This is a genomic window from Streptomyces sp. HNM0575 (assembly GCF_012726265.1).
Lineage (GTDB): Bacteria > Actinomycetota > Actinomycetes > Streptomycetales > Streptomycetaceae > Streptomyces.
In genome coordinates this window covers 912,933-934,398 of sequence record NZ_JAASAG010000002.1, presented here as the reverse complement: position 1 = coordinate 934,398, position 21,466 = coordinate 912,933, and the positions used below count along the sequence as shown (strand labels likewise).

Below are 21,466 nucleotides of genomic sequence, written 5' to 3'. Positions count from 1 at the left end.
GTTTCGGTGGTCATAGCGTGAGGGAAACGCCCGGTTACTTTCCGAACCCGGAAGCTAAGCCTTACTGCGCCGATGGTACTGCATGCGGGAGCGTGTGGGAGAGTAGGACACCGCCGAACTATCAGTGAAACAAGCCCCGTTGGAACGGCCACGGCCACCCCAACGGGGCTTTTTCACACCCCCGTACAGTAACGGCATGGGCAGTTATGACGTGGTCGTGTTCGACAACGACGGTGTGCTGGTGGACAGTGAGCCGATCTCGAATCGGGTTCTGGCCGGCTATCTGAGCGAGTTGGGGCATCCGACCACGTATGAGGACTCGATCCGGGACTACATGGGTGCTGCGTTGCACCGGGTTCACGACCTCGTGCTGGAGCGGTCGGGGCGGCGGCTGCCGGACGATTTCGACGAGACGTTCCATGAGCGCGTGTTCGCCGCTTTTCAGCGGGAGTTGGCGGCGGTGGAGGGTGTGCGGGAGGTGCTGGCGAAGCTGGATGCGGATGGTGTGCCGTACTGCGTCGCATCGTCCGGAAGCCATGAGCGGATCAGGGTCGCGCTGCGGAAGACCGGACTGTACGAGCATTTCGGAGAGGGACGGATCTTCAGCGCGCAGGACGTCGGCCGCGGCAAGCCCGCCCCGGACCTCTTTCTGCTGGCGGCGGAGAAGATGGGCGTGCGGCCCGAGAGATGCGCCGTCGTCGAGGACAGTCCGCTCGGGGTGCGGGCGGCCGTTGCTGCCGGTATGGACGTCTACGCGTTCGCTGCGATGACGCCGAGGGAGAGCCTCGCCGGGGCCACGGCCTGCTTCTCACGCTTCGAAGAGCTGCCCGCACTGCTCTGCCGGGCGTAGAGGGCCGTAGAGGCGGCCGCTTCGTTCGCTCATCGGGGGGTGCCGGTACGGTGGCGGGATGAGTGGCGGCGCACGGTTGATGTGGGACGAGGCAGTCACCGGCTATGACTTCGGCCCCGGGCACCCGATGGATCCGGTCCGGCTGGCGCTGACGATGCGGCTGGTCGAAGCGCTGGGTCTGGACAAGCAGGACGGTCTGAAGGTGGCCGCCGCGAAGCCCGCGGGGGACTCGACGCTGCGGCTCGTACACAGACAGGACTACATCGAGGCGGTACGGCGGATCTCGGGTGACCCGGGATCGGCGACGGGGGAGTACGGGCTGGGTACGCCGGACGATCCGGCGTTCGCCGGCATGCACGAGGCGTCCGCGCTGATCGCCGGCCAGTCGGTGGCCGCGGCGGACGCCGTGTGGCGCGGCGAGGTCAAGCACGGTGTCAACTTCGCCGGGGGCCTGCACCACGCGATGCACGCGTCCGCGTCCGGTTTCTGTATCTACAACGACGCCGCCCTGGCCGTCGCCCGGCTCCTGGAGCAGGGGGCGGAGCGCGTGGCGTATGTGGATGTGGACGTACATCACGGCGACGGAGTGCAGGACGCGTTCTGGAACGACCCGCGTGTGCTGACGATTTCGCTGCACGAGCATCCGCGCATGCTGTTCCCCGGCACCGGCTGGCCCGAGGACAGCGGCGGCCCCGATGCGGAGGGGGGCGCCGTGAACGTGGCGCTGCCCGCCGGCACCGGCGACGAGGGATGGTTGCGGGCGCTGCACGCGGTCGTGCCCGAGCTCCTCGCGGAGTTCCAGCCGCAGGCGCTCGTCACGCAGCACGGTGCCGACACCCACTTCGAGGATCCGCTGGCGCATCTGGCCGTGAGCGTGGACGCGCAGCGCGCGGCGGCGGAGGCGCTGCACGGCTGGGCGCACGAGTACGCGGACGGGCGCTGGGTGGCGCTCGGAGGCGGCGGCTACGCGGTGTTCGACGTCGTTCCGCGGACGTGGACGCATCTGGTGGGGATCGCGGCGGGGGCGCCAGTGAAGCCCGAGTCCGAAGTCCCGGACTCGTGGCGGGAGTTGGTGTACGCGCGTACGGGCAGCCCGGTGGCGCCGCAGCGGATGACGGACGGACGTGAGCCGGTGTGCCGCATGTGGTCCGAGGGCTACGACCCGGCTGACGCGCTCGACCGGGCGGTGCACAACACCAGGAAGGCGGTCTTCCCCGCGCACGGATTGCTGCCGTAGCCCTCGGGGCACCGGGAGTCGTGCGCGATTCTGGCTGAAACCTGCGGGGCGGCCGGCGGTCCGGCTACTGTCCCCGGGAGACGGCGCGGACCGTTCCGGACCCTCGCCGGTGCCGCTGAGCGGCACGTTCCCCGGATGCCGTCGGCAGAGCCCCGGCGTGGCTCAGAGGCTTCTACGTCACATGGGCCTCAGATCTATCGTCGCCTGGACGCACTCGTCTCACACCAGCGGTGGGGAGACCTGTCGACATAACGACCCGGTTCGGTGTACGCACGCCAAGTCCCGTTCGGGCACGGGGAGTTGCACGGGAACACGGCCCCGGCGTACATCCCGCACCCCGTGCGCCTGTGGTGCACACGTATTCGCCCCTGCCGCTCCGGACCGTGTCCGTCACGGCGATGACGGGACGCACGTATCGGCGCGGCCCGGTCCGCGGGTCTCATCGGACATCGCCAACGGGTCTGCGCAGCAGGTCAGTTGGGTATCGATAACGATTGAGGCCATCGGGCACGAGGGGGCGGACGATCCGGTGGCGTACGCGGGCCGTGCCGGGGGCAGTGCCGCGCCGTGGCGGCCGGTGACGCTGCGCGGTTCCGTGGCTACGGTCCGCTGGGCGCGCTATGTACTCAATCGAGCGTGTCTGTCACAGTAGGAGACCGATCGCTACTCCTCTTCCCCACTTGCATCACCCGCCCCTAATCTGGGGAGGAGCGCGCATGCGAGCGGGAGTCGCCGGAAGGGGAAGCCGGTGACCGACATGTGCGGAAGGTTCAGGTGTGACATGGCAGCTGGCAAGGGACCTCTGAACGAGGTCAACTTTCTGACCGTGGCCGAAGTCGCCTCGGTGATGCGAGTGTCCAAGATGACCGTGTACCGGCTGGTGCACAGCGGTCATCTGCCGGCGATCCGGGTGGGCAGGTCCTTCCGGGTCCCAGAGCAGGCCGTCCATGAATACCTCCAGGAATCCTATGTGGGGGTGGAAACGGCCTGACGGCGCTGCGCGACGACCCTCGGATTACGAGCCGCGCCCGGCGACGGGTAGGCTGAACCTCATGTAGGTCGTGTGGGCTCGGACGCCCCGCGCCGAGTGAAGACAGTTCTCTCCGCATCGGCGGAGATGATTTGTGAGCGAGGGTTGTCGTGGGCTCAGTAATCAAGAAGCGGCGTAAGCGGATGGCCAAGAAGAAGCACCGCAAGCTCCTGAAGCGGACGCGTGTTCAGCGTCGCAACAAGAAGTGAGCGAGCGCCGCGTTCGTCGTTGACCGCCGTTCTGCTGCCCGCACCAGGTGTGCGGCGCGGCGGGGCGGCGGTTTCGTTACGTAGGCTGCGTTTCGGGGCCGCGTGTACGGACAGGCGTGAACCGGAATCCGCAGAAGCGGAGCCGTGCTGCCCGCCGGATCCGAATCCCGCTTTGCGGGACACAAGCCGCAAATGGGCGCCTGGGGAGGGAATTTGGGCAGGGTCGTGCTCGTCACCGGAGTGGCCCGGCCGCTCGCCGGCCGCTTCGTGCGGCGTGTCCAGCGTGAGCCGGACGTGGACCGGGTGATCGGCGTCGACGTCGTCGAACCCGTGCATCACCTGGGCACCGGCGCCGAGTTCGTGCTCGCCGACATCCGGCAGCCGGACATCACCGGCGTGCTCGCCCGGTACGGCGTGGACACCGTCGTCCACATGGATGTGAACGGGACGCCGCCGGCGGTGCCCGGGAGCGGCGGCCGCGGCTCCGTCAAGGAAGTCAACGTCATAGGCACGATGCAGCTGCTCGGCGCCTGCCAGAAGGCCCCGGCCGTGCGGCGGCTGGTGGTGAAGTCGACGACGGGCGTCTACGGCGGTACGCCCCGCGACCCGGCCGTCTTCGACGAGTCCACGCCCGCCAAGTCGCTGCCCGGGGGCGGCTTCGCGAAGGACGCGGTGGAGGTCGAGGGGTATGTACGGGGCTTCGCGCGGCGCCGTCCCGAAGTCTCCGTCACCGTGCTCAGGTTCGCCCATGTGCTCGGGCCGTCCATGGACTCGCCTCTCGCGTCGTACTTCGCGCTGCCCGTGCTGCCGACGGTGCTCGGCTACGACCCGCGGTTGCAGTTCGTGCACGAGGACGACGCGGTGGAGGTGCTGCGGCTGGCGGCGCGAGAGCCGCGGCCGGGGACGCTGAGCGCGGGCACGTTCAACATCGCGGGAGACGGCACCCTGTTGCTCTCGCAGTGCGCGAGGCGGCTCGGGCGGCCGACGGTGCCGATGCTGCTGCCCGCGGTCCGCTGGGGCAGGTCGCTGCTCCAGTCGACCGGGCTCGCGGACTTCTCACCGGAGCAGGTGCGGCTGCTGACGCACGGACGCGTGGTGCGCACGGCTCAGATGCGTGAAGTCCTCGGTTTCGAGCCGCGGTTCACGACGGCCGGGACGCTCGCGGCCTTCGCGCGCGGTCGCGGGCCGGGGCTGCTGCCGCCGGAGACTCTCGCTCGTACGGTGGACAAGCTGGCCGCGATGGTGGGGTCGCCGGATGAGGAAGGACCGCAGGACGAGGAGGTCGGCCGGCGTGGCTGATGCGAAGGTCATACCGTTCGGGTCTCCCGACGACGGGCACGAGCGGGGCGGTGCGTACGAGCGGAGCGGGCAGCAGGGCAACGAGCGACGCGGCGGACAGCAGCGGCAGCAGGGGCGCCCCGGAGGAGGGGAGCAGCGGCGGCTGCGTGCCGGACGGGCGGACGGATACCGGGCGGAGGGCGGCCGGGCAGAGGGTGACCGTACGAAGGGAGACCGTACGGGCACCGGACCCACGGGCACCGGACCCACGGGCACCGGACCCACGGGCACCGGACCCACGGACGCCGGGCGGGCGCAGGCAGGGCAGACGGATGGCGGCCGGCACGACGCCGGCGACGGTCCCGGCGCCGCCTGGGACGGCAGCGTCTGGGAGGACAGGGCCGCCAAGGCGCTGGCATTCCTCCGCAGGAGGGTCACCGGCGAGTACGAGGTCGACGACTTCGGCTACGACGCCGAACTGACCGACCAGGTGCTGATGTCGATGCTGCGCCCCCTGTACGAGAAGTACTTCCGCGTCGAGGCGCGCGGCGTCGAGAACATACCCGCCGACGGCTCCGCACTCGTCGTCTCCAACCACTCCGGCACCCTGCCGCTCGACGGTCTGATGATGCAGGTCGCCGTGCACGACAACCATCCGGCGGGCCGCCACCTCCGGCTGCTCGCGGCCGATCTCGTCTTCACACTCCCGGTCGTCAACGCGCTGGCGCGCAAGGCCGGGCACACGCTTGCCTGTTCGGAGGATGCGGCGGCGCTGCTGAGCAGGGGCGAGGTCGTCGGCGTGATGCCCGAGGGGTTCAAGGGGCTGGGCAAGCCGTTCTCGGAGCGCTACAAGCTCCAGCGCTTCGGACGCGGCGGCTTCGTGTCGACGGCGCTGCGCGCGGGGGCGCCGATCGTGCCGTGCTCGGTAGTCGGCGCCGAGGAGATCTATCCGATGGTGGGCAACGCGAAGACGCTCGCCAGACTGCTGGGCTTCCCGTACCTCCCGGTGACGCCGACGTTCCCCCTGCTGGGGCCGCTCGGTGCCGTACCGCTGCCGACGAAGTGGACCATCCAGTTCGGCGAGCCGATACCGACGGACGGCTATCCGCCCGGATCGGCCGACGACCCGATGCTGATGTTCAACCTCACCGACCAGATACGGGAGACCATCCAGCACACGCTCTACAAGCTGCTGGTGCGGCGGCGTTCGGTGTTCTTCTAGGGCCTGGTCCTGGGCCTCCAGAGCCCGTTGTGGAAACGGACCCTGTCGCGGTCGCGGTCGCAGTGGCAGCCGGAACGCGGCGCGGCGCCCCTTCCCCGTACGGCTACGGGAAGGGGCGCCGCGTGCTGCGCTGGCGCCGGGCGCCCGCTACTCGTCGTGCTCCGAGAGCTTCTTCAGCCCGGGAAGTACGTCCGGAACGATGGGCGGCAGCGTGACGTCCGACCCGCGCCCCGAGTCGCCGCTCCCGCCGGAGCCCGGCCGCGACTGGCCGCCGTGCCCGTGCGGATCCCGGGACGGGTCCAAGAGGCCGCTGCCGCCGATGAGTTCGCCGGTGCGCGGGTCCGTGCCGGAGGGCGACGGTGTGCCGCTCTCGCCCGCCGCCCGGTCGCCGGTGTCGGCGGAGCCGGACGGCGAGGCGGACCGGCGGGCCTCGTCCGCACGCTTGCGGGCGCCCGGACCGCCGCGTCCGCCGGAGCCCGAAGTGGCCTCGTCGTCGGCGGAGATGAGGCTCGCGATCGGTGCGACGTCGCTGTCCATCGAGTCGAACACGGAACTCACTTCGTCGCCCACGTCGGCGAACTCCGGGGGAAGGTGCTCCCGCAGCTTCGTCCAGCTCTCGCGCTGCCCTGAGCTGAACGAGGACAGCGAGCGCATCGGCGCGATGCTGCCGTCCCTCTCGTACGCGGCGTTGAGCAGCCGCCGGCCCTCCGCGGCGTCGTAGCTCATCCCGGCGAGGGCCCTGTGGACCCCGGCCGCCGACTCCTCGTCCAACTCGGCGCCGCCACGGGTGCGTTCCATCAGCCGGCGGGCCTCCCGCAGCCGCGTCGCCGCGTGGTCGAGATGGACCTGGCCGCGGTCGGCCTCGTCGTCCGCGTAGTCAAGGCGGAGGTCTTCCATGCCCCGCTTGACGCCGTACAGCGAGTCGCCGGGAAGCGCCTCGCTGCTGGCCGCGGCGACTCCTCCGAGGGCCGAGGCGGCGACGCCGACGCCCAGCCCTCCTGCCGCGATCCCCTTGCCGAGACGGGAGTTGGGGCGGAGCCTGCTCAACGGGCCGAGGGCGGGGGCCCGATGGGCTCCTTTCCGTGCGCCGCCACTGCGCACATCGCGCTGTGCGGGGATCTGGCGGGCGCGGGCCTCCGGCGAGGCGAACTCCGCCTCCATGGCGGCGATCAGCCGTGCCCGCTGGACGATCTTGACGTCGGGCGCCATCGCGGGTCTGGGCACGGCGCGGAGTCTCTCGGCCAGGCCGAGCAGCAGCGACGGCTCGGCCTCACCGTCCTCGTCGGACGAGCACTCCACCGGGGCTGCTACGGGCCCGGCCCCGGCCGCCACCGGATCGTCGCCGGCCGGGGCGCTCGGCGCGGGCAGCCGCAGGGCGGCGGGCAACGAGACGCCTGCGCGCTGGTCTTCCGTCGTACGGTCGGCCGCCGCGGCCTCGTCGAGCTCGTGCTCGCGCTCGTGCTCGTCCAGGGCTCGGGCGAAGGCGGCAGCCCGCTTGCTCGCGGCTACGGACCCGATCACGGGCGGCACCTCCTCTCGTCAGCACGGTCCACTCCCTGCCACGAACGGACGGCTGTCCGGCATTACGCCGATGTTCACTCGTAAGTGGGAGCGAAACCTTGCGCGTCACGGGTGCGGGGAGACAACACCCCCACAACGAGCGGCAAGCCACTCGGGTTACGGACTCACGATGATGTGACCGCATGCGTGCGCGGCGTCACTCTGTGCTGAAGTCACGGCCGTGGAAAAAGCGGTGAAAACGGTCCAACCGGGCGCCGGGACAGGCGAGTTGGGCTGCGGTGGGGTCGGACGCTCAGCGCGCGTCCTGAGGCAGCAGCCGTGCCAGGGTGCGCACCGCGCGGTACTGAAGAGTCTTGATCGCGCCCTCGTTCTTGCCCATGGCGCGTGCCGTCTCGGCCACGGAGAGGCCCTGGAGGAAGCGCAGGGTGACGCACTCCATCTGCTGCGGGTTGAGCCTGCGTACGGCGTCGAGCAGTGCGGCGTTGGAGAGGGACTCCAGCACCGACTCCTCGGGGCTGCGCTCGACTTCGTTGGCGTCGAGCATCTCGCCCGTGGTCACTTCCAGCCGGAAGCGGCTCGACTTGAAGTGGTCGGCGACCAGGTTGCGCGCGATCGTGACCAGCCACGCGCCGAAGTCGCGGCCCTGCCAGGTGAAGGTGCCGATGCGCCGGAGCGCCCGCAGGAACGTCTCGCTCGTGAGGTCCTCGGCCGTCGCCCGGCCGCCCACGCGGTAGTAGATGTACCGGTAGACCGTGTCGCTGTACTGGTCGTAGAGACGCCCGAAGGCCTCGGCCTCGCCGGCCTGCGCGCGCTCGACGAGGTCCATCATGCGGCGGCTGTCGGTGTCCGTCGCGGCGGGCCGTGCGCGCCGGGCGGTGGAGGCGCCCGAACTGCCGGACGCAGAGCTGCGGGTGCGCCGTCCGACACCGCCGGAGGCCGTGGCGCCGCCGCCGGCCGACGAGGACGGTGAAGCGGACGGAGCGGGGACGGGGGCGGATGAGGGGACAGGTGCGGCGGGGGCGGCCGCGGCGCCCACGGCGCTCGTGGCGGCGCGGTGGGCGAGTGCGTAGCGGGGGCCGGCGGGGACGGGCACGGCTGATGCGAGGGCGGGGGCGTACGCATGGGGGACAAGAGCGCGTAGCCGGCCGAGTGCCGCAACGACCGTGCTGCGCAGCGTAGCCAGGCCCGAGGCGTCAACCCCGACGTGTGGGTACACGGGACTCCCAGAGGCAGAGCTTCCATCACGTGCAGTACGGGACCGTTCGACCCGGAAGGGACGTGTGGGTACCGATTGCGTCTGAGGAGAATAACGCTTCGTATAGAGAGTGCTACGCGTAGTTGCTGAAATCGCCGGTTCGGTCTGATCTGTTACGCCTTGGTGCCTGGTATTGCACCGAGTGTGATCGGTCCAACGATCGCTTTCCGGTCGTAACTTGTCGTTCGAGTTACGACTTGTGCCCAGAGGTCCGAAGCGTCACAGGCGGGAGCACGATCGCCGCACGGCGGGGAAATCGCGGCGTCCGACCGCCCGGGAGGTACGCCGTCACGGCGTGTCGCCGCCTCCGTCCGGCGGTTTGCGGTCCGTCCCCCCTCATCGCCGGCGGCGCTGAAGGGCGACCGCGGCCGCGGCTCCGCCCGCCACGGCACCGACGCCGGCGGCTGCCGGAATGCCGACCTTCGCCGCCTTCCTGCCGGTCCGGTAGTCCCGCAGCCGCCAGCCCATTTCGCGCGCGTGGTCGCGAAGGCGGCTGTCAGGATTGATCGCATACGGATATCCGACGAGCGAGAGCATCGGAATGTCGTTCGCCGAGTCGCTGTACGCGGCGCAGCGCTCCAGCTCCAGTTCCTCGGCCGCGGCGAGCGCCCGTACGGCCTCGGCCTTGGCCGGACCGTGCAGCGGCTCGCCCACCAGCCGGCCCGTGTAGACGCCGTCGACGGATTCGGCGACCGTGCCGAGCGCACCGGTCAGTCCGAGGCGGCGGGCGATGATCGTCGCCGTCTCGACCGGCGCGGCGGTCACGAGCCAGACCTTCTGGCCCGCGTCGAGATGGGCCTGTGCGAGGGCGCGGGTGCCGGGCCAGATGCGGCCGGCCATGTACTCGTCGTAGATCTCCTCGCCGATCGTGGTCAGTTCGGCGACGCTGTGCCCCTCGACGATGGACAGGGCGCTGGAGCGCACGTCCGCCATGTGTCCGGCGTTCTCATTGCCGGCCATCCTGAACCACGCCTGCTGCCAGGCGAACCGGGCCAGTTCGCGCTTCTCGAAGAAGTCGCGCTTGTACAGGCCGCGGCCGAAGTGGAAGAGCGCGGCGCCCTGCATGACCGTGTTGTCGAGGTCGAAGAAGGCGGCCGCGCGGGTATCGCCCGCGACGGGGAACTCGAACTCCTCTTCCTCTTCTGCCTGCACGGCCGCGAACACGCCCTGCTGGAGCTCTTCGGCCTGCCGCAGCTCCAGTTCCTGCTTGCGGGCCGCGTCGGCGGACGCCTCGCCCGCGAGCACGCTGCGTGCGCTCACGGCGCGGCCGCGGCGGGCGATCCAGGACCACGCGTGCCGGGGAGCGTGCCGGGGAGAGGGGCGGGAACGCCGGGAGGACATGGCATCGAGGATAGCCACTTCGCACGGCATGCCTGTTACGCATGGATGTCCAACTGTGGGCCGTGCAGGACATATTCGGGACACGGCGGTTGCATACCGCTGGTATGGCGCCGGGTGGGCGGCGTCCCCCGTGCCGGTTGTGAAACGTCGCGGAGGTGACGTGTGGTGCCGGAGAAGCGTGACAATGGCGGGCATGAGGACTGTCACCCTGATCGGCAAGCCCGGATGCCATCTCTGCGACATCGCGCGCGATGTGATCGTGCGGGTGTGCGCCGAGACCGGAGCGTCCTGGGAGGAGAAGAGCATCGAGAACGACCAGGAGCTGTACCGGAAGTACTGGGAGCAGATCCCGGTCGTGCTGGTGGACGGTGCGCAGCACGACTTCTGGCGGGTGGACCCGCAGCGGCTGCGCAAGGCACTGGAGAGCTAGACCGGCCCGTGGCCGCCGGGTTCAGGTGTGTGCCCGTCGCGTACGGGCCGCGCATGAGCGGCGTACGGGTCGCGTACGAGCTGTATACGAGCCGTGTGCGGGCCGCGCACCGGATGCGTACGGAGCGCGTACCGGACGTGTACGGGTCGTATACGCGACGCGTACCGGTCGTCGTGCGAAAGGGCCGGTCGCCGTGCCCCGCACGGCAGTTGGGAGCCGGGCGGGGAAGCCGCCGGCGGCGGCCGTGATGTGAGGAGTGACGTGTGTCGCGTCTGTCGCATGTGGCACCGGTCACGTTGACCGGACAAATCGGACTCCATCTTTGTGCACGCGTTCACAAAGGCATAGCCTTGTCACGATGGAGCGTTCGGGACGCGCGGCTCGCGCGGGAGCGCTCACCGCTTCGCGCAACCGGCAGGAGCACCGTGGCAACTGGCCGAAACCACCGACCGGCGGCGACCCGGAGCCGAGGGATCCCCGAGGCCACCGTCGCCCGGCTACCGCTGTATCTGCGGGCCCTGACGGCGCTCTCCGAGCGCTCGGTGCCCACGGTCTCCTCGGAGGAGCTGGCCGCCGCGGCGGGGGTGAACTCGGCCAAGCTGCGCAAGGACTTCTCGTACCTCGGTTCCTACGGCACCCGCGGCGTGGGCTACGACGTCGAATACCTCGTCTACCAGATCTCACGTGAGCTGGGCCTGACCCAGGACTGGCCCGTCGTCATCGTCGGCATCGGCAACCTCGGTGCGGCGCTTGCCAATTACGGGGGCTTCGCCTCCCGCGGGTTCCGCGTGGCCGCGCTGATCGACGCCGATCCCTCGCTGACCGGGAAGCCCGTCGCCGGGATCGACGTGCAGCACACGGACGGGCTCGAGCAGATCATCGACGAGAGCGGCGTCTCCATCGGGGTCATCGCCACTCCCGCGGGCTCCGCGCAGCAGGTGTGCGACAGGCTCGTGGCCGCCGGCGTCACCTCCATCCTCAACTTCGCGCCGACCGTGCTGTCCGTCCCCGACGGCGTCGACGTACGGAAGGTCGACCTCTCCATCGAGCTCCAGATCCTCGCCTTCCACGAGCAGCGCAAGGCGGGCGAGGAGGCCCCCGAGGAGGAGACCGAGACCGCGCCTCCCGCGGCGCCGCCCGCCGCGTCGGTCAGCAAGCGCTCCGAGCCGGGATCTGACGGGGACCGCCCCGCCGTGATGCCCGCATGAGCCTGCTGGTCGTCGGACTGAGCCACCGCAGCGCGCCCGTGAGCGTGCTGGAGCGCGCCGTGCTCGCACCCCGCGTACGGGAGAAGCTGCTTCAGGACGCCGTGAGCGCCGAGCCCGCGGCGGAGGCCGCCGTGCTCTCCACCTGCAACCGCATCGAGCTGTACGCCGACGTCGACAAGTTCCACGCCGGCGTCGGCGAGCTGTCGACGCTGCTCGCGCAGCACAGCGGCGTCGGTCTGGACGAGCTCACGCCGCATCTGTACGTGCACTACGAGGACCGGGCCGTCCACCACCTGTTCTCGGTGGCCTGCGGCCTCGACTCGATGGTGGTCGGCGAGGGCCAGATCCTCGGCCAGATCAAGGACGCGCTCGCCGTCGCCCAGGACCAGCACACCGCCGGGCGGCTGCTGAACGACCTCTTCCAGCAGGCGCTGCGCACGGGCAAGCGCGCGCACAGCGAGACGGGCATCGACAAGGCGGGGCAGTCGCTCGTCACCTTCGGCCTGGAACAGCTCGCGCGTCCCGCGCCCGTCGAGAAGTGGGTGCGCGGCAAGCGGGCGCTGGTCGTCGGGGCGGGCTCGATGTCGTCCCTGGCCGCCACGACCCTCGCGCGGGCCGGTGTGGCCGAACTGGTGATCGCCAACAGGACCCTGGACCGCGCCGAGCGGCTGGCCTCCGGGCTGGCTCCAGGCCTTGCCGCGGGGGCGGCGCCCGCCGCCGCGCTGACCGCCGGGCACGGGCCGCGCGCGCATGCGCTGCCGATCGACGGGCTCGCCGCGGAGCTGCCGCGCGCGGACATCGTCGTCTCCTGTACGGGCGCCACCGGGCTCGTGCTCACGGTGGAGGCCGTACGGGAGGCGCTGGAGCAGCGGACGCAAGCGGCTGCCGGGACCGAGTCCGGGTCTGACGGGGCCGCCGGTGCCGGGTCCCGGTCAGACGGCTCCCCGGGCTCCGAAGACGGCGGCCCCGGCGCCTCCATGGCCCTGCTCGACCTGGCCATGCCCCGCGACATCGACGCCGCCGTCCACGGCACCGAGGGCGCCCGCCTCGTCGACATCGAGTCGCTCGCGGAGGTCGCCGCCGACGCGCCGCTCGCCGCCGACGTGGACGCCGTACGCACCCTCGTCAGGGAGGAGGTCGCCGCCTTCGGCGCCGCACAGCGGGCCGCGACGATCACCCCCACCGTGGTCGCGCTGCGCACGATGGCCGCGGACGTCGTGGCGTCCGAGATGGCCCGGCTCGAAGGCCGCCTCCAGGACCTCGACGACAAGCAGCGCGCGGAGATCACCCAGACCGTGCGGCGGGTCGTCGACAAGCTGCTGCACGCGCCGACGGTGCGTGCGAAGCAGCTGGCCGGTGAGCCGGGCGGCGCCGGTTACGCGGACGCCCTGCGCGAGCTCTTCGACCTCGATCCGCAGACGGTCGCCGCCGTCAGCAGCCCCGTCTCCGGCGTACCGGAGCCCACACCGTCCCCGGAGCGCCGCGGCGACGGCCCGCGGGGCGAGCAGAACGAGAAAGCAGGCGCCCCGGGTCACGGCACGGCCGGGCGCGACGAGGTGAGCACATGAGCAACAGCCCAGCGAACGCCCTGAAGTTGGGCACCCGGCGCAGCAAGCTCGCCATGGCCCAGTCGGGCCTCGTGGCCGAGCAGGTGCGCCGGGTCACCGGCCGTCCCGTCGAGCTGGTCGAGATCACGACGTACGGCGATACGAGCAGGGAGCACCTCGCGCAGATCGGCGGCACCGGCGTCTTCGTCACGGCGCTGCGCGACGCGCTGCTCGACGGCCGCATCGACTTCGCCGTCCACTCGCTGAAGGACCTGCCGACCGCGCAGCCCGGGGAGTTGACCCTGGCGGCCGTGCCGCGCCGCGCCGACCCGCGGGACGTGCTGATCGCCCGCGACGGCCTGCGCTTCGAGCAGCTCGCCGCGAGCGTGCGTGCGACCGGCAGGCCCGCCCGCGTCGGCACGGGATCGCCGCGCCGGATGTCCCAGCTCGCCGCCTGGGCCCGCGGCCTCGGTACGGAGGTCGAGACCGTGCCGATCCGCGGGAATATCGACACGCGCATCGGGTATGTGCGCTCAGGCGAACTCGACGCCGTGGTGCTCGCAGCAGCCGGGATGGAACGCACCGGACGCCTCGACGAGGTCACGGAACTGCTCAGTCCCGACGCCCTGCTGCCGGCCCCCGGCCAGGGGGCACTCGCCGTCGAGTGCGCATCGGCCGACGCACATCTGGCCACCCAGCTCGCCGAGCTCGACGACCCGCACACGCGGGCCGCCGTGACCGCCGAGCGAACCCTGCTCGCCGCCTTGGAAGCCGGTTGCAGCGCCCCCGTGGGCGCGCTCGCCGACCTGCTTGGCGACGGGCAGGCTGTCACCGAAATGCGCCTGCGCGGCGTCGTCGGAACCATCGACGGCGAGACGCTGGTGCAGCTGTCCACCACCGGTCCCGTACCGGCGTCCGCGGAGGGCACAGCGACCCCGGAGAAGATGGGGCGCGAGCTCGCCGACGAGATGCTCGCCAAGGGCGCGGCCGGTCTGATGGGGGAGCGAGCACTTTGAGCCCCACCACTGCCCACAACTCGACAACTCAGCACCTCTACGGCGCACACGGGCACGTCACCTTCCTCGGTGCCGGTCCCGGTGACCCGGGTCTGCTGACGCTGCGCGCCGTCGAGGCGCTGGCGCAGGCCGACGTGCTTGTCGCCGACCCGCAGGTGTACGACGTCGTCCGCAGCCATGCGCGGGCAGGGGTGGACACGCCGCTCCGAGTGGAGGACGGGGCCGGGCAGGACCCGAAAGCTGACGGCACGTCAGCGGGCGGGGCCGCGAACGGTGCAGCAGATCTTGCCATGGCGGCCGCACGGTCGGGCAAGCGGGTCGTGCGAGCGGTGACGGGCGACCCCGGCCTCGACGCCGACGCGGCGCGCGAGATGCTGGCGTGCGCCGGCGAAGGCATCCCGTTCGAGGTGGTGCCGGGCATCGCGACCGCCGTGGGCGTGCCCGCGTACGCCGGGATCCCGCTGCGCGACGGCGAGGGCACCGACGTCCGCTTCATCGACGCGCGTACGGCCGACGACAGATGCTGGACGGAGGTCGGCGCGAGCGACGCGACCGTCGTCGTCTCCACGACGCTGGACTCCGTCGCCTCCGTCACGGGCGAACTCGTCGCGGGCGGACGCAAGCCCGAGACGCCGCTCACGGTCACCGCGGCGGGCACCACCACCAGGCAGCGCTCCTGGAGCGCCACGCTGGGCACGATGGGCCAGGTGCTCAAGTCCGCGAAGGTGCTGCCGTCCTCCGACGGCGGGCAGCCGGTGATAGCCGTGGTCGGGGAGCGCGGTGCGGCGGCGGAACGCCAGCGCCTCGCCTGGTTCGAGTCCAAGCCGCTCTTCGGCTGGCAGGTGCTTGTGCCGCGGACGAAGGAGCAGGCGGAGTCGCTCTCCGACCAGCTGCGCAGTTACGGTGCGGTGCCCGCCGAGGTGCCCACCATCGCCGTCGAACCGCCGCGCACCCCGCAGCAGATGGAGCGCGCGGTCAAGGGACTGGTCACCGGGCGGTACGAGTGGATCGCCTTCACGTCGGTCAACGCGGTGAAGGCGGTGCGCGAGAAGTTCGAGGAGTACGGGCTGGACGCGCGTGCCTTCGCCGGGATCAAGGTCGCGGCGGTGGGCGAGCAGACCGCGAAGGCCCTCGTCGAGTTCGGTGTGAAGCCGGACCTGGTGCCCAGCGGCGAGCAGTCCGCCGCCGGGCTGCTGGACGACTGGCCGCCCTACGACCCGGTCTTCGACCCCATCGACCGCGTCTTCCTGCCGCGGGCCGACATCGCCACCGAGACCCTCGTGGCCGGGCTGATCGAGCTGGGCTGGGAGGTCGACGACGTCACCGCGTACCGCACGGTGCGCGCCTCGCCGCCGCCTGCCGAGACGCGGGAGGCGATCAAGGGCGGCGGCTTCGACGCGGTGCTGTTCACCTCGTCGTCCACGGTGCGGAATCTCGTGGGCATCGCGGGCAAGCCGCACAACGTCACGGTCATCGCCTGTATCGGCCCGGCCACCGCCAAGACGGCGGAGGAGCACGGGCTTCGCGTGGACGTCATGTCGCCCGAGCCGTCGGTGCACAAACTGGCCGAGGCGCTGGCGGACTTCGGTGCGGAGCGCCGGGCGGAGGCCCTGGAGGCCGGTGACGTGGTGAAGCGGCCGAGCGAGAAGCGTCCGGCCAGGAGGAGGGCACGGTCGTCGTGAGCGCAGCAGCAGGACTCCCGGGCGGTACGGGCGGCACCGCGGGCGGCTTCCCGTCCGTACGGCCGCGCCGGCTCCGTACCACGCCGGCGATGCGCCGCATGGTCGCCGAACACCGGCTGCACCCGGCCGAGTTGATCCTTCCCGTCTTCGTGCGGGACGGCATCGGGGAGCCGGTGCCCGTCTCGTCCATGCCGGGCGTCGTGCAGCACACGCGCGAGACGCTGAAGAAGGCGGCGCACGAGGCGGTACGCGCGGGCGTCGGCGGAATCATGATCTTCGGCGTGCCCAAGGAGGAGGACAAGGACGCCGTCGGCACGGCCGGCACGGACCCCGAGGGCATCCTCCAGGTCGCGCTGCGGGACGTACGGGCCGAGGTCGGCGACGACATCGTGATCATGTCCGACCTGTGCCTGGACGAGACGACGGACCACGGCCACTGCGGCGTGGTGGACGAACGCGGGCGGGTCGACAACGACGCGACGCTGGAGCGGTACGCCGAGATGGCCCGCGTACAGGCCGAGGCCGGCGCCCATGTGCTGGGCCCCAGCGGCATGATGGACGGCCAGATCGGCCATGTGCGGCGCGCGCTGGACGAGGCGGGGCACCAGGACGTGTCCCTCTTCGCCTACACCGCGAAGTTCGCCTCGGCCTTCTACGGGCCGTTCCGCGAGGCCGTCGGCTCCTCGCTCCAGGGCGACCGCAACACCTACCAGCAGAACCCGGCCAACTCCCGCGAGGCGCTGCGCGAGCTGTCCCTGGACGCCGCCGAGGGCGCCGACATGGTGATGGTCAAGCCGGGCCTGCCGTATCTGGACGTGCTGCGCGACTTCGCCGAGCACGCCCGAGTCCCCGTCGGCGTCTACCAGATCTCCGGCGAGTACGCGATGGTCGAGGCCGCCGGGCGGAACGGCTGGATCGACCGGGACCGGGCGATCATGGAGACCCTGACGAGCTTCAAACGCGCGGGCGCGGACCTGATCCTCACGTACTGGGCGACGGAGGTCGCGGCCAAGCTGTGACGCCGTGCTGATGTGACGTCGTAATGCCGTGACGCCGCGCCTGCGGTGCCCATGGCGGCCGGTCCGGGTCTCCGGGGCTCGGGTCTCCGGGTTCCGGCCGCCTGGTATGGCGGCCGGGCCGTCGTCAGGGCTTGCGGCCGATGCCCGCGTAGAAGAAGGCGTCCTCGTCGGTGATGCCGGAGTCGCCGTCCGGGCGCCAGCGGTGGGTCGTGGTCAGGCCCGGCTCGATCAGCTCGGTGCCCTCGAAGAAGCGCAGCACCTCGGACTTGGTGCGTATCTGGGCCGGGGTGCCGCTCTGGCGGTAGACCTCGACGGCCTTCTGCGCCGCGGGGTTGAAGTCGGGGGTGGCGTGCGAGAGGACCAGGAAGCTGCCGGGGGCGAGACGGTCGACCATGGACCGTACGATCTCCTGCGGCCTGTGCTCGTCAGGCAGGAAGTGCGTGACGGCGAGCATCGACAGCGCCAACGGCCTTTCCAGGTCGATGACTTCGCGGAGCTTCGGGTCGTCGAGGATCGAGTCCTGCCGCAGGTCGGCGTGTACGTACGCCGTGCGGCCCTGGGGGCTGCTGAGGGTCAGCGCGTCGGTGTACTCCAGCACCGTCGGGTCGTTGTCGGCGTAGACCACGCGTGATTCCGGGGCGGCCTGCTGGGCGACCTGGTGCAGGTTGGGCTCGGTGGGGATGCCGGTGCCGACGTCGACGAACTGCCGGATGCCGTACTCGCGGGCGAGGGTGCGGGTGGCGCGGTGCATGAAGTCCCGGTTGGCGCGCGCGCCGAGGACGATGAAGGGAAAGACCTTCTTGACCTTCTCGGCGGCCTCCTGGTCCACGGGGTACCAGTCCTTGCCGCCGAGGTAGTAGTCGTACATCCGGGCCGAGTGCGCCCTGCTGGTGTCGATCTGGGAGGGCCGTTCGCCGGGACCGGTCATCGCTGTGCTTCCTCTTCTGCCGTGCCGCTGAGGGTGCGGATGCAGGGGGCGGTCACACGTCCGGGCCCCGGTCCCTGGTCAGGGGGCGTGCCGGCCGTCAACTGCCCTTATGTGCAGCCGCGTTGAAGCTATCAGAGCGATGGTTGCGCATTGAAGATCCTGGGCGGTACGAGGACGGGTGGAATCCGCCGCGTGGACGGCGGAACGCACAGCGCAGGGCCCCGACGTCAGACCGGTGTCAGGTGGGTGTCAGGCCGGTGTCAGGTCGACGTCACGTCGAGGTCAGTCCCGCGTCCCGGGCCAGCAGCGCCGCCTGCACCCGGTTGTCCACGTCGAGCCCGGTGAGTATCCGGCTGACGTGCGCTTTGACCGTGCTCTCCCGCATCCCGAGGGCCTGCGCGATATGGGCGTTGGTCGCGCCCTCGGCGAGCAGCGCGAGCACGTCCCGCTCGCGTGGCGTGAGAACGCCGAGGCGGGACTGGGCGGCGCCCGCCCTCGGGCCCGTCGCGTGGTGGTAGCGGTCGATGAGGTGGCGGGCGGCGGCGGGGTGCAGCATCGCCGAGCCCGAGGCGACGAGGTGCACCGCGCGCCGGATCTCTTCCGGGCGGGTGTCCTTCAGCAGGAAGCCGTCGGCCCCGGCGGCGAGCGCGTCGTGCACGTACTCGTCGAAGTCGAAGGTGGTCAGGGTGACGACCCTCGGCGGGTGGGGCAGCGCACGCAGATGCATGGTGGCGGCGATGCCGTCCATGCGCGGCATCCGTACGTCGACGAGCGCGACGTCGATGCGGTGTGCGGTGGCGCATTCGACGGCCTGGCGTCCGTCGGCGGCCTGGGCGACGACCTCGATGCCGTCGTCGCCGTCGAGGAGATCGGCGAGTCCGAGGCGGACGAGGGCGTCGTCGTCGACGATCATGACGCGGATCACTGGGGGACACCGTTCTGTTCGGAGCGGGCCGTATGGGGAATGCGGGCGGCGACGCGCCAGGACCCGGTCCCGGCCGGACCGGCCTCCAGGTTTCCTCCCAGGGCCTCGACGCGTTCCGCCAGACCGACCAGTCCGAAGCCGGACGGAGGCGGTGGACCGGCCTGTGGGGTGGCTGTGTTGGTCACCTCGACGAGGGTAGTGGGCGGTCCGTAGCCGATGTCGACGGTCACGGATCCTTCCGGGGCGTGCTTGCGGGCGTTGGTGAGCGCTTCCTGTACGAGGCGCAGCACCGCGAGCCGGTGGGCGGAGGGCGCCTGCTCCGGGCTGCCGTGGCTGTGCCACTCGACCGACTGCCCTGCCGTACGGGCCTGTTCGATGACCTCGCCGACCTCCTGGAGCACGGGCGCCGCGACTCCCTCGGCTCCGCCCTGCGGCCCGGACTCCCGCAGGGCCCGCAGCACGTCGCGCAGGTCGGCCAGCCCGTCGGTGCACGCGGTGCGCAGCAGGTCGACGCGTTCGGCCATCGGCTCGGGGAGGGCGGCCTTCTTGGTGGTGAGGACGCCGCTGTGCAGGGCGATCAGGGTGAGCCGGTGTGCGAGTACGTCGTGCATCTCGGCGGCTATCGCGGATCGTTCGGACAGCCGGGCGGCCTGCTCCCGCAACTCCCGTTCGGTGAGGAGGTGTTCGACGTTCGCGGTGAGGGCGGCCACGAGCCGGCGGCGGTTTCCGGCCCACAGCCCCAGCACCAGGGCGAGGGTGAGGAAGAGCGCGGGCCCGTACTGCTGCGGGGTGAGCAGTGAGATCCGGGGCCGGAACACCGCGTTGCCCAGCAGGGACAGCACCGCGCAGGCGGTCGCGACGAGGGCACGGCCGCGTACGGCGAGGTCGTAGAGGGCCACCAGCAGCGGGGCCAGCATGGGCCAGCCCCAGACCCCGGCGGCGGCGGTCGTCATGACCGGGGAGGCCGCCGGGAGGCCGTGGCGCAGGAGCAGTGCGCCGCCGCACAGCAGTCCGGCGGCGGGAGCGGGGTTGAGGTAACTGCCCGCGACGGTCGCGCTGTTGCTCACGGCTGTGACGGTCACCGCCGCCACCAAGGCGAGGCGGCCCCGACGCGACCACGAGCCGATGTCCCCTGGACCCACGGGCAGGAGAGTAGGCCGTGGGCGCCGTGTGGCCCTCCTACGTTCGGACACCTCCGCCCCCGACTTTCGTAGGGGGTGGCAGTCGCACATGGGCGGGTCCGCCCGGCGGCCGCCGTCAATACCGTCCCGGTCATGGACAACCGGACGAACACCGCCGGCCGCCTGCCCGCGCAGCGGCCGGCCGCCAAGCAGCCCGCCCGGCACCCCGCGGGGAGCTGGCTGTTCCTGCGCGAGGCCGCGCGCAACATGCGTACGACGGGCGCCGTCGCCCCCAGCGGCAGGGCGCTCGCGGGGCTGCTCGCGGCACCGCTGGACGACTGGGCCGGGCGGCCGCTCGACGTGCTGGAAGCGGGCGCGGGCACCGGGTCGGTCACGCGCGTACTGCTCGGCAGGCTCTGTCCCGGCAGCCGGCTGGACCTGGTGGAGGCCAACCCGCGGTTCGCGGCACGGCTGCGGCGGTTCGAGGGCGCGCGTGTGGAGCGGGCGGACGGGGAGGACGGGGCGGAGGCGGCGGAGGTACGGGTCCACGAGGAGTTCGTGGAGAGGCTGGAGACCGGACGCCGCTACGACGTGATCGTCTCCGGGCTGCCGCTGACCAACTTCGCCCCGGAACAGGTCGAGTCGATCATGGAGTGCTATCTGGCGCTGCTGCGGCCCGGCGGCGTGCTCACCTGGTTCGCATACCGCGGCACCGGAACCGCGCGGTCCCTGCTGTCCTCTCGTGCCGAGTCGAGCCGGCACCGCGCCGTCGAGGAGACCCTCGCCCGCTACCGGAACCGGTACGAGACCGCCGCGCGCACCGCGTGGAGCAATCTGCCGCCCGCGACGGTGTGGCAGCTGCGCCTGCCGTCCGTACAGCCCGCCGCCGCCATGTCCGCCGCCACCCCCATGCCCGCCGTCGCACCGCAGCCGCCCCGGCGGGCGCTGCGGTGAACGAACTGGCCGAACTGCTCGGAAGAGTGCCGGACCCCGTCTCCTACGCCGTACTGGTCTCAGCCGTACTCGCCGAATCGGTGCTGCTGATCGGGGCGTTCGTGCCCACGCTCACGCTGCTGCTGACGGCCGGCGCGCTCGGCCGCAGCGGTGTGCTGGAACTTCCGCTCGTCGTCACGGCCGCGGCCTGCGCCGTCGTCGCCGGGGACGCGCTCGGCCACCGCACCGGGCGGCTGCTGGGCGCCCGTGCGCGCACCGGACGGATCGGCCGACGCGTGCCGGCTGCCGCGTGGCTGCGCGCCGGTGCCCTCATGGACGCGTACGGCGGCCAGGCCGTCTTCCTCGCTCGCTTCGTGCCCGTCGTGCGCACGCTGGCGCCGCATCTGGCGGGTGCGGCGCTGCTGCCCTACCGGCGGATCGCGCCGTACAGCGCGGTGGCCGCGCTGGTGTGGGCCGGGGCGGAGGCCGGCGCGGGCTACGCGGCGGCCTCCGCCCTGCCGCGGTTCGGCCCCCTGGGCGGACCGGCGATCGGCGTCGCCCTCGCGGCGGCGGCAGCGCTGGCCGTCACGGGTGTGAGGCTGCGCCGCCGCCGTGAGGGGCGTGGCGGGCGTGGCGGGCGTGACCGGCGTGACGGTACGGACGTGACGCCAACCGGACGCCCGGACGGGCCTGTTCGCATGCCGCCACGATGAC

General features: G+C 71.8%; 20 protein-coding genes and 1 rRNA gene. 15 read left to right on the top strand and 6 right to left on the bottom strand.

Annotation, left to right across the window (positions count from 1 at the left end; translation table 11 throughout):
* The first annotated feature begins 2 nt into the window (after window positions 1–2).
* From rrf to HCC61_RS07980, 7 genes are all read left to right on the top strand, one after another.
* Window positions 3–119, top strand: a 5S ribosomal RNA gene (gene rrf / locus HCC61_RS08010).
* A 77-nt stretch (window positions 120–196) separates the two neighbouring features.
* A complete protein-coding gene (locus tag HCC61_RS08005) occupies window positions 197–850 on the top strand; it encodes an HAD family hydrolase (RefSeq protein ID WP_169134484.1) in 654 nt (217 codons plus the stop codon).
* A gap of 58 nt (window positions 851–908) precedes the next feature.
* Window positions 909–2,087 carry an acetoin utilization protein AcuC gene (locus HCC61_RS08000; protein WP_169134483.1) on the top strand — a complete coding sequence of 393 codons (1,179 nt, stop codon included), beginning with the start codon at window positions 909–911 and terminating at the stop codon, window positions 2,085–2,087.
* 781 nt (window positions 2,088–2,868) lie between these two features.
* The gene (locus HCC61_RS07995) at window positions 2,869–3,078 is read left to right on the top strand and encodes a helix-turn-helix domain-containing protein (protein WP_158677109.1); all 210 of its coding nucleotides are present in this window, start codon (window positions 2,869–2,871) and stop codon (window positions 3,076–3,078) included.
* A 149-nt stretch (window positions 3,079–3,227) separates the two neighbouring features.
* A complete protein-coding gene (locus HCC61_RS07990; RefSeq protein WP_003948845.1) occupies window positions 3,228–3,326 on the top strand; it encodes an AURKAIP1/COX24 domain-containing protein in 99 nt (32 codons plus the stop codon).
* Window positions 3,327–3,539: 213 nt separating this feature from the next.
* Window positions 3,540–4,625 (top strand): NAD-dependent epimerase/dehydratase family protein, encoded by a 1,086-nt coding sequence (locus HCC61_RS07985; RefSeq protein ID WP_169134608.1) that lies wholly within the window; start codon window positions 3,540–3,542, stop codon window positions 4,623–4,625.
* Window positions 4,618–5,826: a lysophospholipid acyltransferase family protein gene (locus HCC61_RS07980; RefSeq protein WP_169134482.1), complete on the top strand. Its 1,209-nt coding sequence runs from the start codon at window positions 4,618–4,620 to the stop codon at window positions 5,824–5,826. Before HCC61_RS07985 ends, HCC61_RS07980 begins: the two co-directional genes overlap by 8 nt.
* Window positions 5,827–5,973: 147 nt before the next feature.
* Here HCC61_RS07980 and HCC61_RS07975 read toward each other — a convergent pair whose 3' ends face one another.
* The 3 genes from HCC61_RS07975 to HCC61_RS07965 all read right to left on the bottom strand — a co-directional run bounded on the left by HCC61_RS07975 (window position 5,974) and on the right by HCC61_RS07965 (window position 9,943).
* The gene (locus HCC61_RS07975) at window positions 5,974–7,347 is read right to left on the bottom strand and encodes a DUF5667 domain-containing protein (RefSeq protein WP_169134481.1); all 1,374 of its coding nucleotides are present in this window, start codon (window positions 7,345–7,347) and stop codon (window positions 5,974–5,976) included.
* 292 nt (window positions 7,348–7,639) lie between these two features.
* Window positions 7,640–8,563: an ECF subfamily RNA polymerase sigma factor, BldN family gene (locus HCC61_RS07970; protein WP_169134480.1), complete on the bottom strand. Its 924-nt coding sequence runs from the start codon at window positions 8,561–8,563 to the stop codon at window positions 7,640–7,642.
* A gap of 375 nt (window positions 8,564–8,938) precedes the next feature.
* A complete protein-coding gene (locus HCC61_RS07965; RefSeq protein ID WP_169134479.1) occupies window positions 8,939–9,943 on the bottom strand; it encodes an HAD-IB family hydrolase in 1,005 nt (334 codons plus the stop codon).
* 193 nt (window positions 9,944–10,136) lie between these two features.
* Here HCC61_RS07965 and HCC61_RS07960 point away from each other — a divergent pair, with 193 nt between their 5' ends.
* From HCC61_RS07960 to hemB, 6 genes are all read left to right on the top strand, one after another.
* Complete coding sequence (locus HCC61_RS07960; RefSeq protein ID WP_169134478.1) at window positions 10,137–10,373, top strand: glutaredoxin family protein; 237 nt, start codon at window positions 10,137–10,139, stop codon at window positions 10,371–10,373.
* Window positions 10,374–10,798: 425 nt separating this feature from the next.
* On the top strand, window positions 10,799–11,581 hold the full coding sequence (locus HCC61_RS07955) for a redox-sensing transcriptional repressor Rex (RefSeq protein ID WP_169134477.1): 783 nt from the start codon (window positions 10,799–10,801) through the stop codon (window positions 11,579–11,581).
* On the top strand, window positions 11,578–13,149 hold the full coding sequence (locus HCC61_RS07950) for a glutamyl-tRNA reductase (protein ID WP_169134476.1): 1,572 nt from the start codon (window positions 11,578–11,580) through the stop codon (window positions 13,147–13,149). The genes HCC61_RS07955 and HCC61_RS07950 overlap by 4 nt, the downstream gene beginning before the upstream one ends.
* On the top strand, window positions 13,146–14,144 hold the full coding sequence (hemC, locus tag HCC61_RS07945; protein WP_169134475.1) for a hydroxymethylbilane synthase: 999 nt from the start codon (window positions 13,146–13,148) through the stop codon (window positions 14,142–14,144). Before HCC61_RS07950 ends, hemC begins: the two co-directional genes overlap by 4 nt.
* Window positions 14,141–15,826: a uroporphyrinogen-III synthase gene (locus tag HCC61_RS07940; protein ID WP_169134474.1), complete on the top strand. Its 1,686-nt coding sequence runs from the start codon at window positions 14,141–14,143 to the stop codon at window positions 15,824–15,826. Before hemC ends, HCC61_RS07940 begins: the two co-directional genes overlap by 4 nt.
* Window positions 15,823–16,845, top strand: a complete 1,023-nt coding sequence (gene hemB, locus HCC61_RS07935; RefSeq protein ID WP_169134473.1) for a porphobilinogen synthase — start codon at window positions 15,823–15,825, stop codon at window positions 16,843–16,845. The genes HCC61_RS07940 and hemB overlap by 4 nt, the downstream gene beginning before the upstream one ends.
* Window positions 16,846–16,969: 124 nt before the next feature.
* On the opposite strand, the gene HCC61_RS07930 is transcribed toward hemB, so the two are convergent.
* The 3 genes from HCC61_RS07930 to HCC61_RS07920 all read right to left on the bottom strand — a co-directional run bounded on the left by HCC61_RS07930 (window position 16,970) and on the right by HCC61_RS07920 (window position 19,840).
* Window positions 16,970–17,773, bottom strand: coding sequence for an SAM-dependent methyltransferase (locus tag HCC61_RS07930; protein WP_169134472.1), 804 nt, complete (start codon window positions 17,771–17,773; stop codon window positions 16,970–16,972).
* A 271-nt stretch (window positions 17,774–18,044) separates the two neighbouring features.
* Window positions 18,045–18,698 carry a response regulator transcription factor gene (locus HCC61_RS07925; protein ID WP_169134471.1) on the bottom strand — a complete coding sequence of 218 codons (654 nt, stop codon included), beginning with the start codon at window positions 18,696–18,698 and terminating at the stop codon, window positions 18,045–18,047.
* Entirely contained in the window at window positions 18,695–19,840 is a 1,146-nt protein-coding gene (locus HCC61_RS07920; protein ID WP_346777069.1) for a histidine kinase, read from the bottom strand. Before HCC61_RS07920 ends, HCC61_RS07925 begins: the two co-directional genes overlap by 4 nt.
* Before the next feature lie 132 nt (window positions 19,841–19,972).
* Between HCC61_RS07920 and HCC61_RS07915 the strand changes: the two genes are divergently transcribed.
* Entirely contained in the window at window positions 19,973–20,773 is an 801-nt protein-coding gene (locus HCC61_RS07915; protein ID WP_169134469.1) for a methyltransferase, read from the top strand.
* Entirely contained in the window at window positions 20,770–21,465 is a 696-nt protein-coding gene (locus HCC61_RS07910) for a VTT domain-containing protein (RefSeq protein ID WP_169134468.1), read from the top strand. Before HCC61_RS07915 ends, HCC61_RS07910 begins: the two co-directional genes overlap by 4 nt.
* The last annotated feature ends 1 nt before the right edge of the window (window position 21,466 follow it).

Coding starts and splice junctions, on each gene's coding strand:
- HCC61_RS08005 (WP_169134484.1), top strand. CDS start 197: ATGGGCAGTTATGACGTGGTCGTGTTCGACAACGACGGTGTGCTGGTG.
- HCC61_RS08000 (WP_169134483.1), top strand. CDS start 909: ATGAGTGGCGGCGCACGGTTGATGTGGGACGAGGCAGTCACCGGCTAT.
- HCC61_RS07995 (WP_158677109.1), top strand. CDS start 2,869: ATGGCAGCTGGCAAGGGACCTCTGAACGAGGTCAACTTTCTGACCGTG.
- HCC61_RS07965 (WP_169134479.1), bottom strand. CDS start 9,943: ATGTCCTCCCGGCGTTCCCGCCCCTCTCCCCGGCACGCTCCCCGGCAC.
- HCC61_RS07960 (WP_169134478.1), top strand. CDS start 10,137: ATGAGGACTGTCACCCTGATCGGCAAGCCCGGATGCCATCTCTGCGAC.
- HCC61_RS07950 (WP_169134476.1), top strand. CDS start 11,578: ATGAGCCTGCTGGTCGTCGGACTGAGCCACCGCAGCGCGCCCGTGAGC.
- hemC (WP_169134475.1), top strand. CDS start 13,146: ATGAGCAACAGCCCAGCGAACGCCCTGAAGTTGGGCACCCGGCGCAGC.
- HCC61_RS07930 (WP_169134472.1), bottom strand. CDS start 17,773: ATGACCGGTCCCGGCGAACGGCCCTCCCAGATCGACACCAGCAGGGCG.
- HCC61_RS07915 (WP_169134469.1), top strand. CDS start 19,973: ATGGACAACCGGACGAACACCGCCGGCCGCCTGCCCGCGCAGCGGCCG.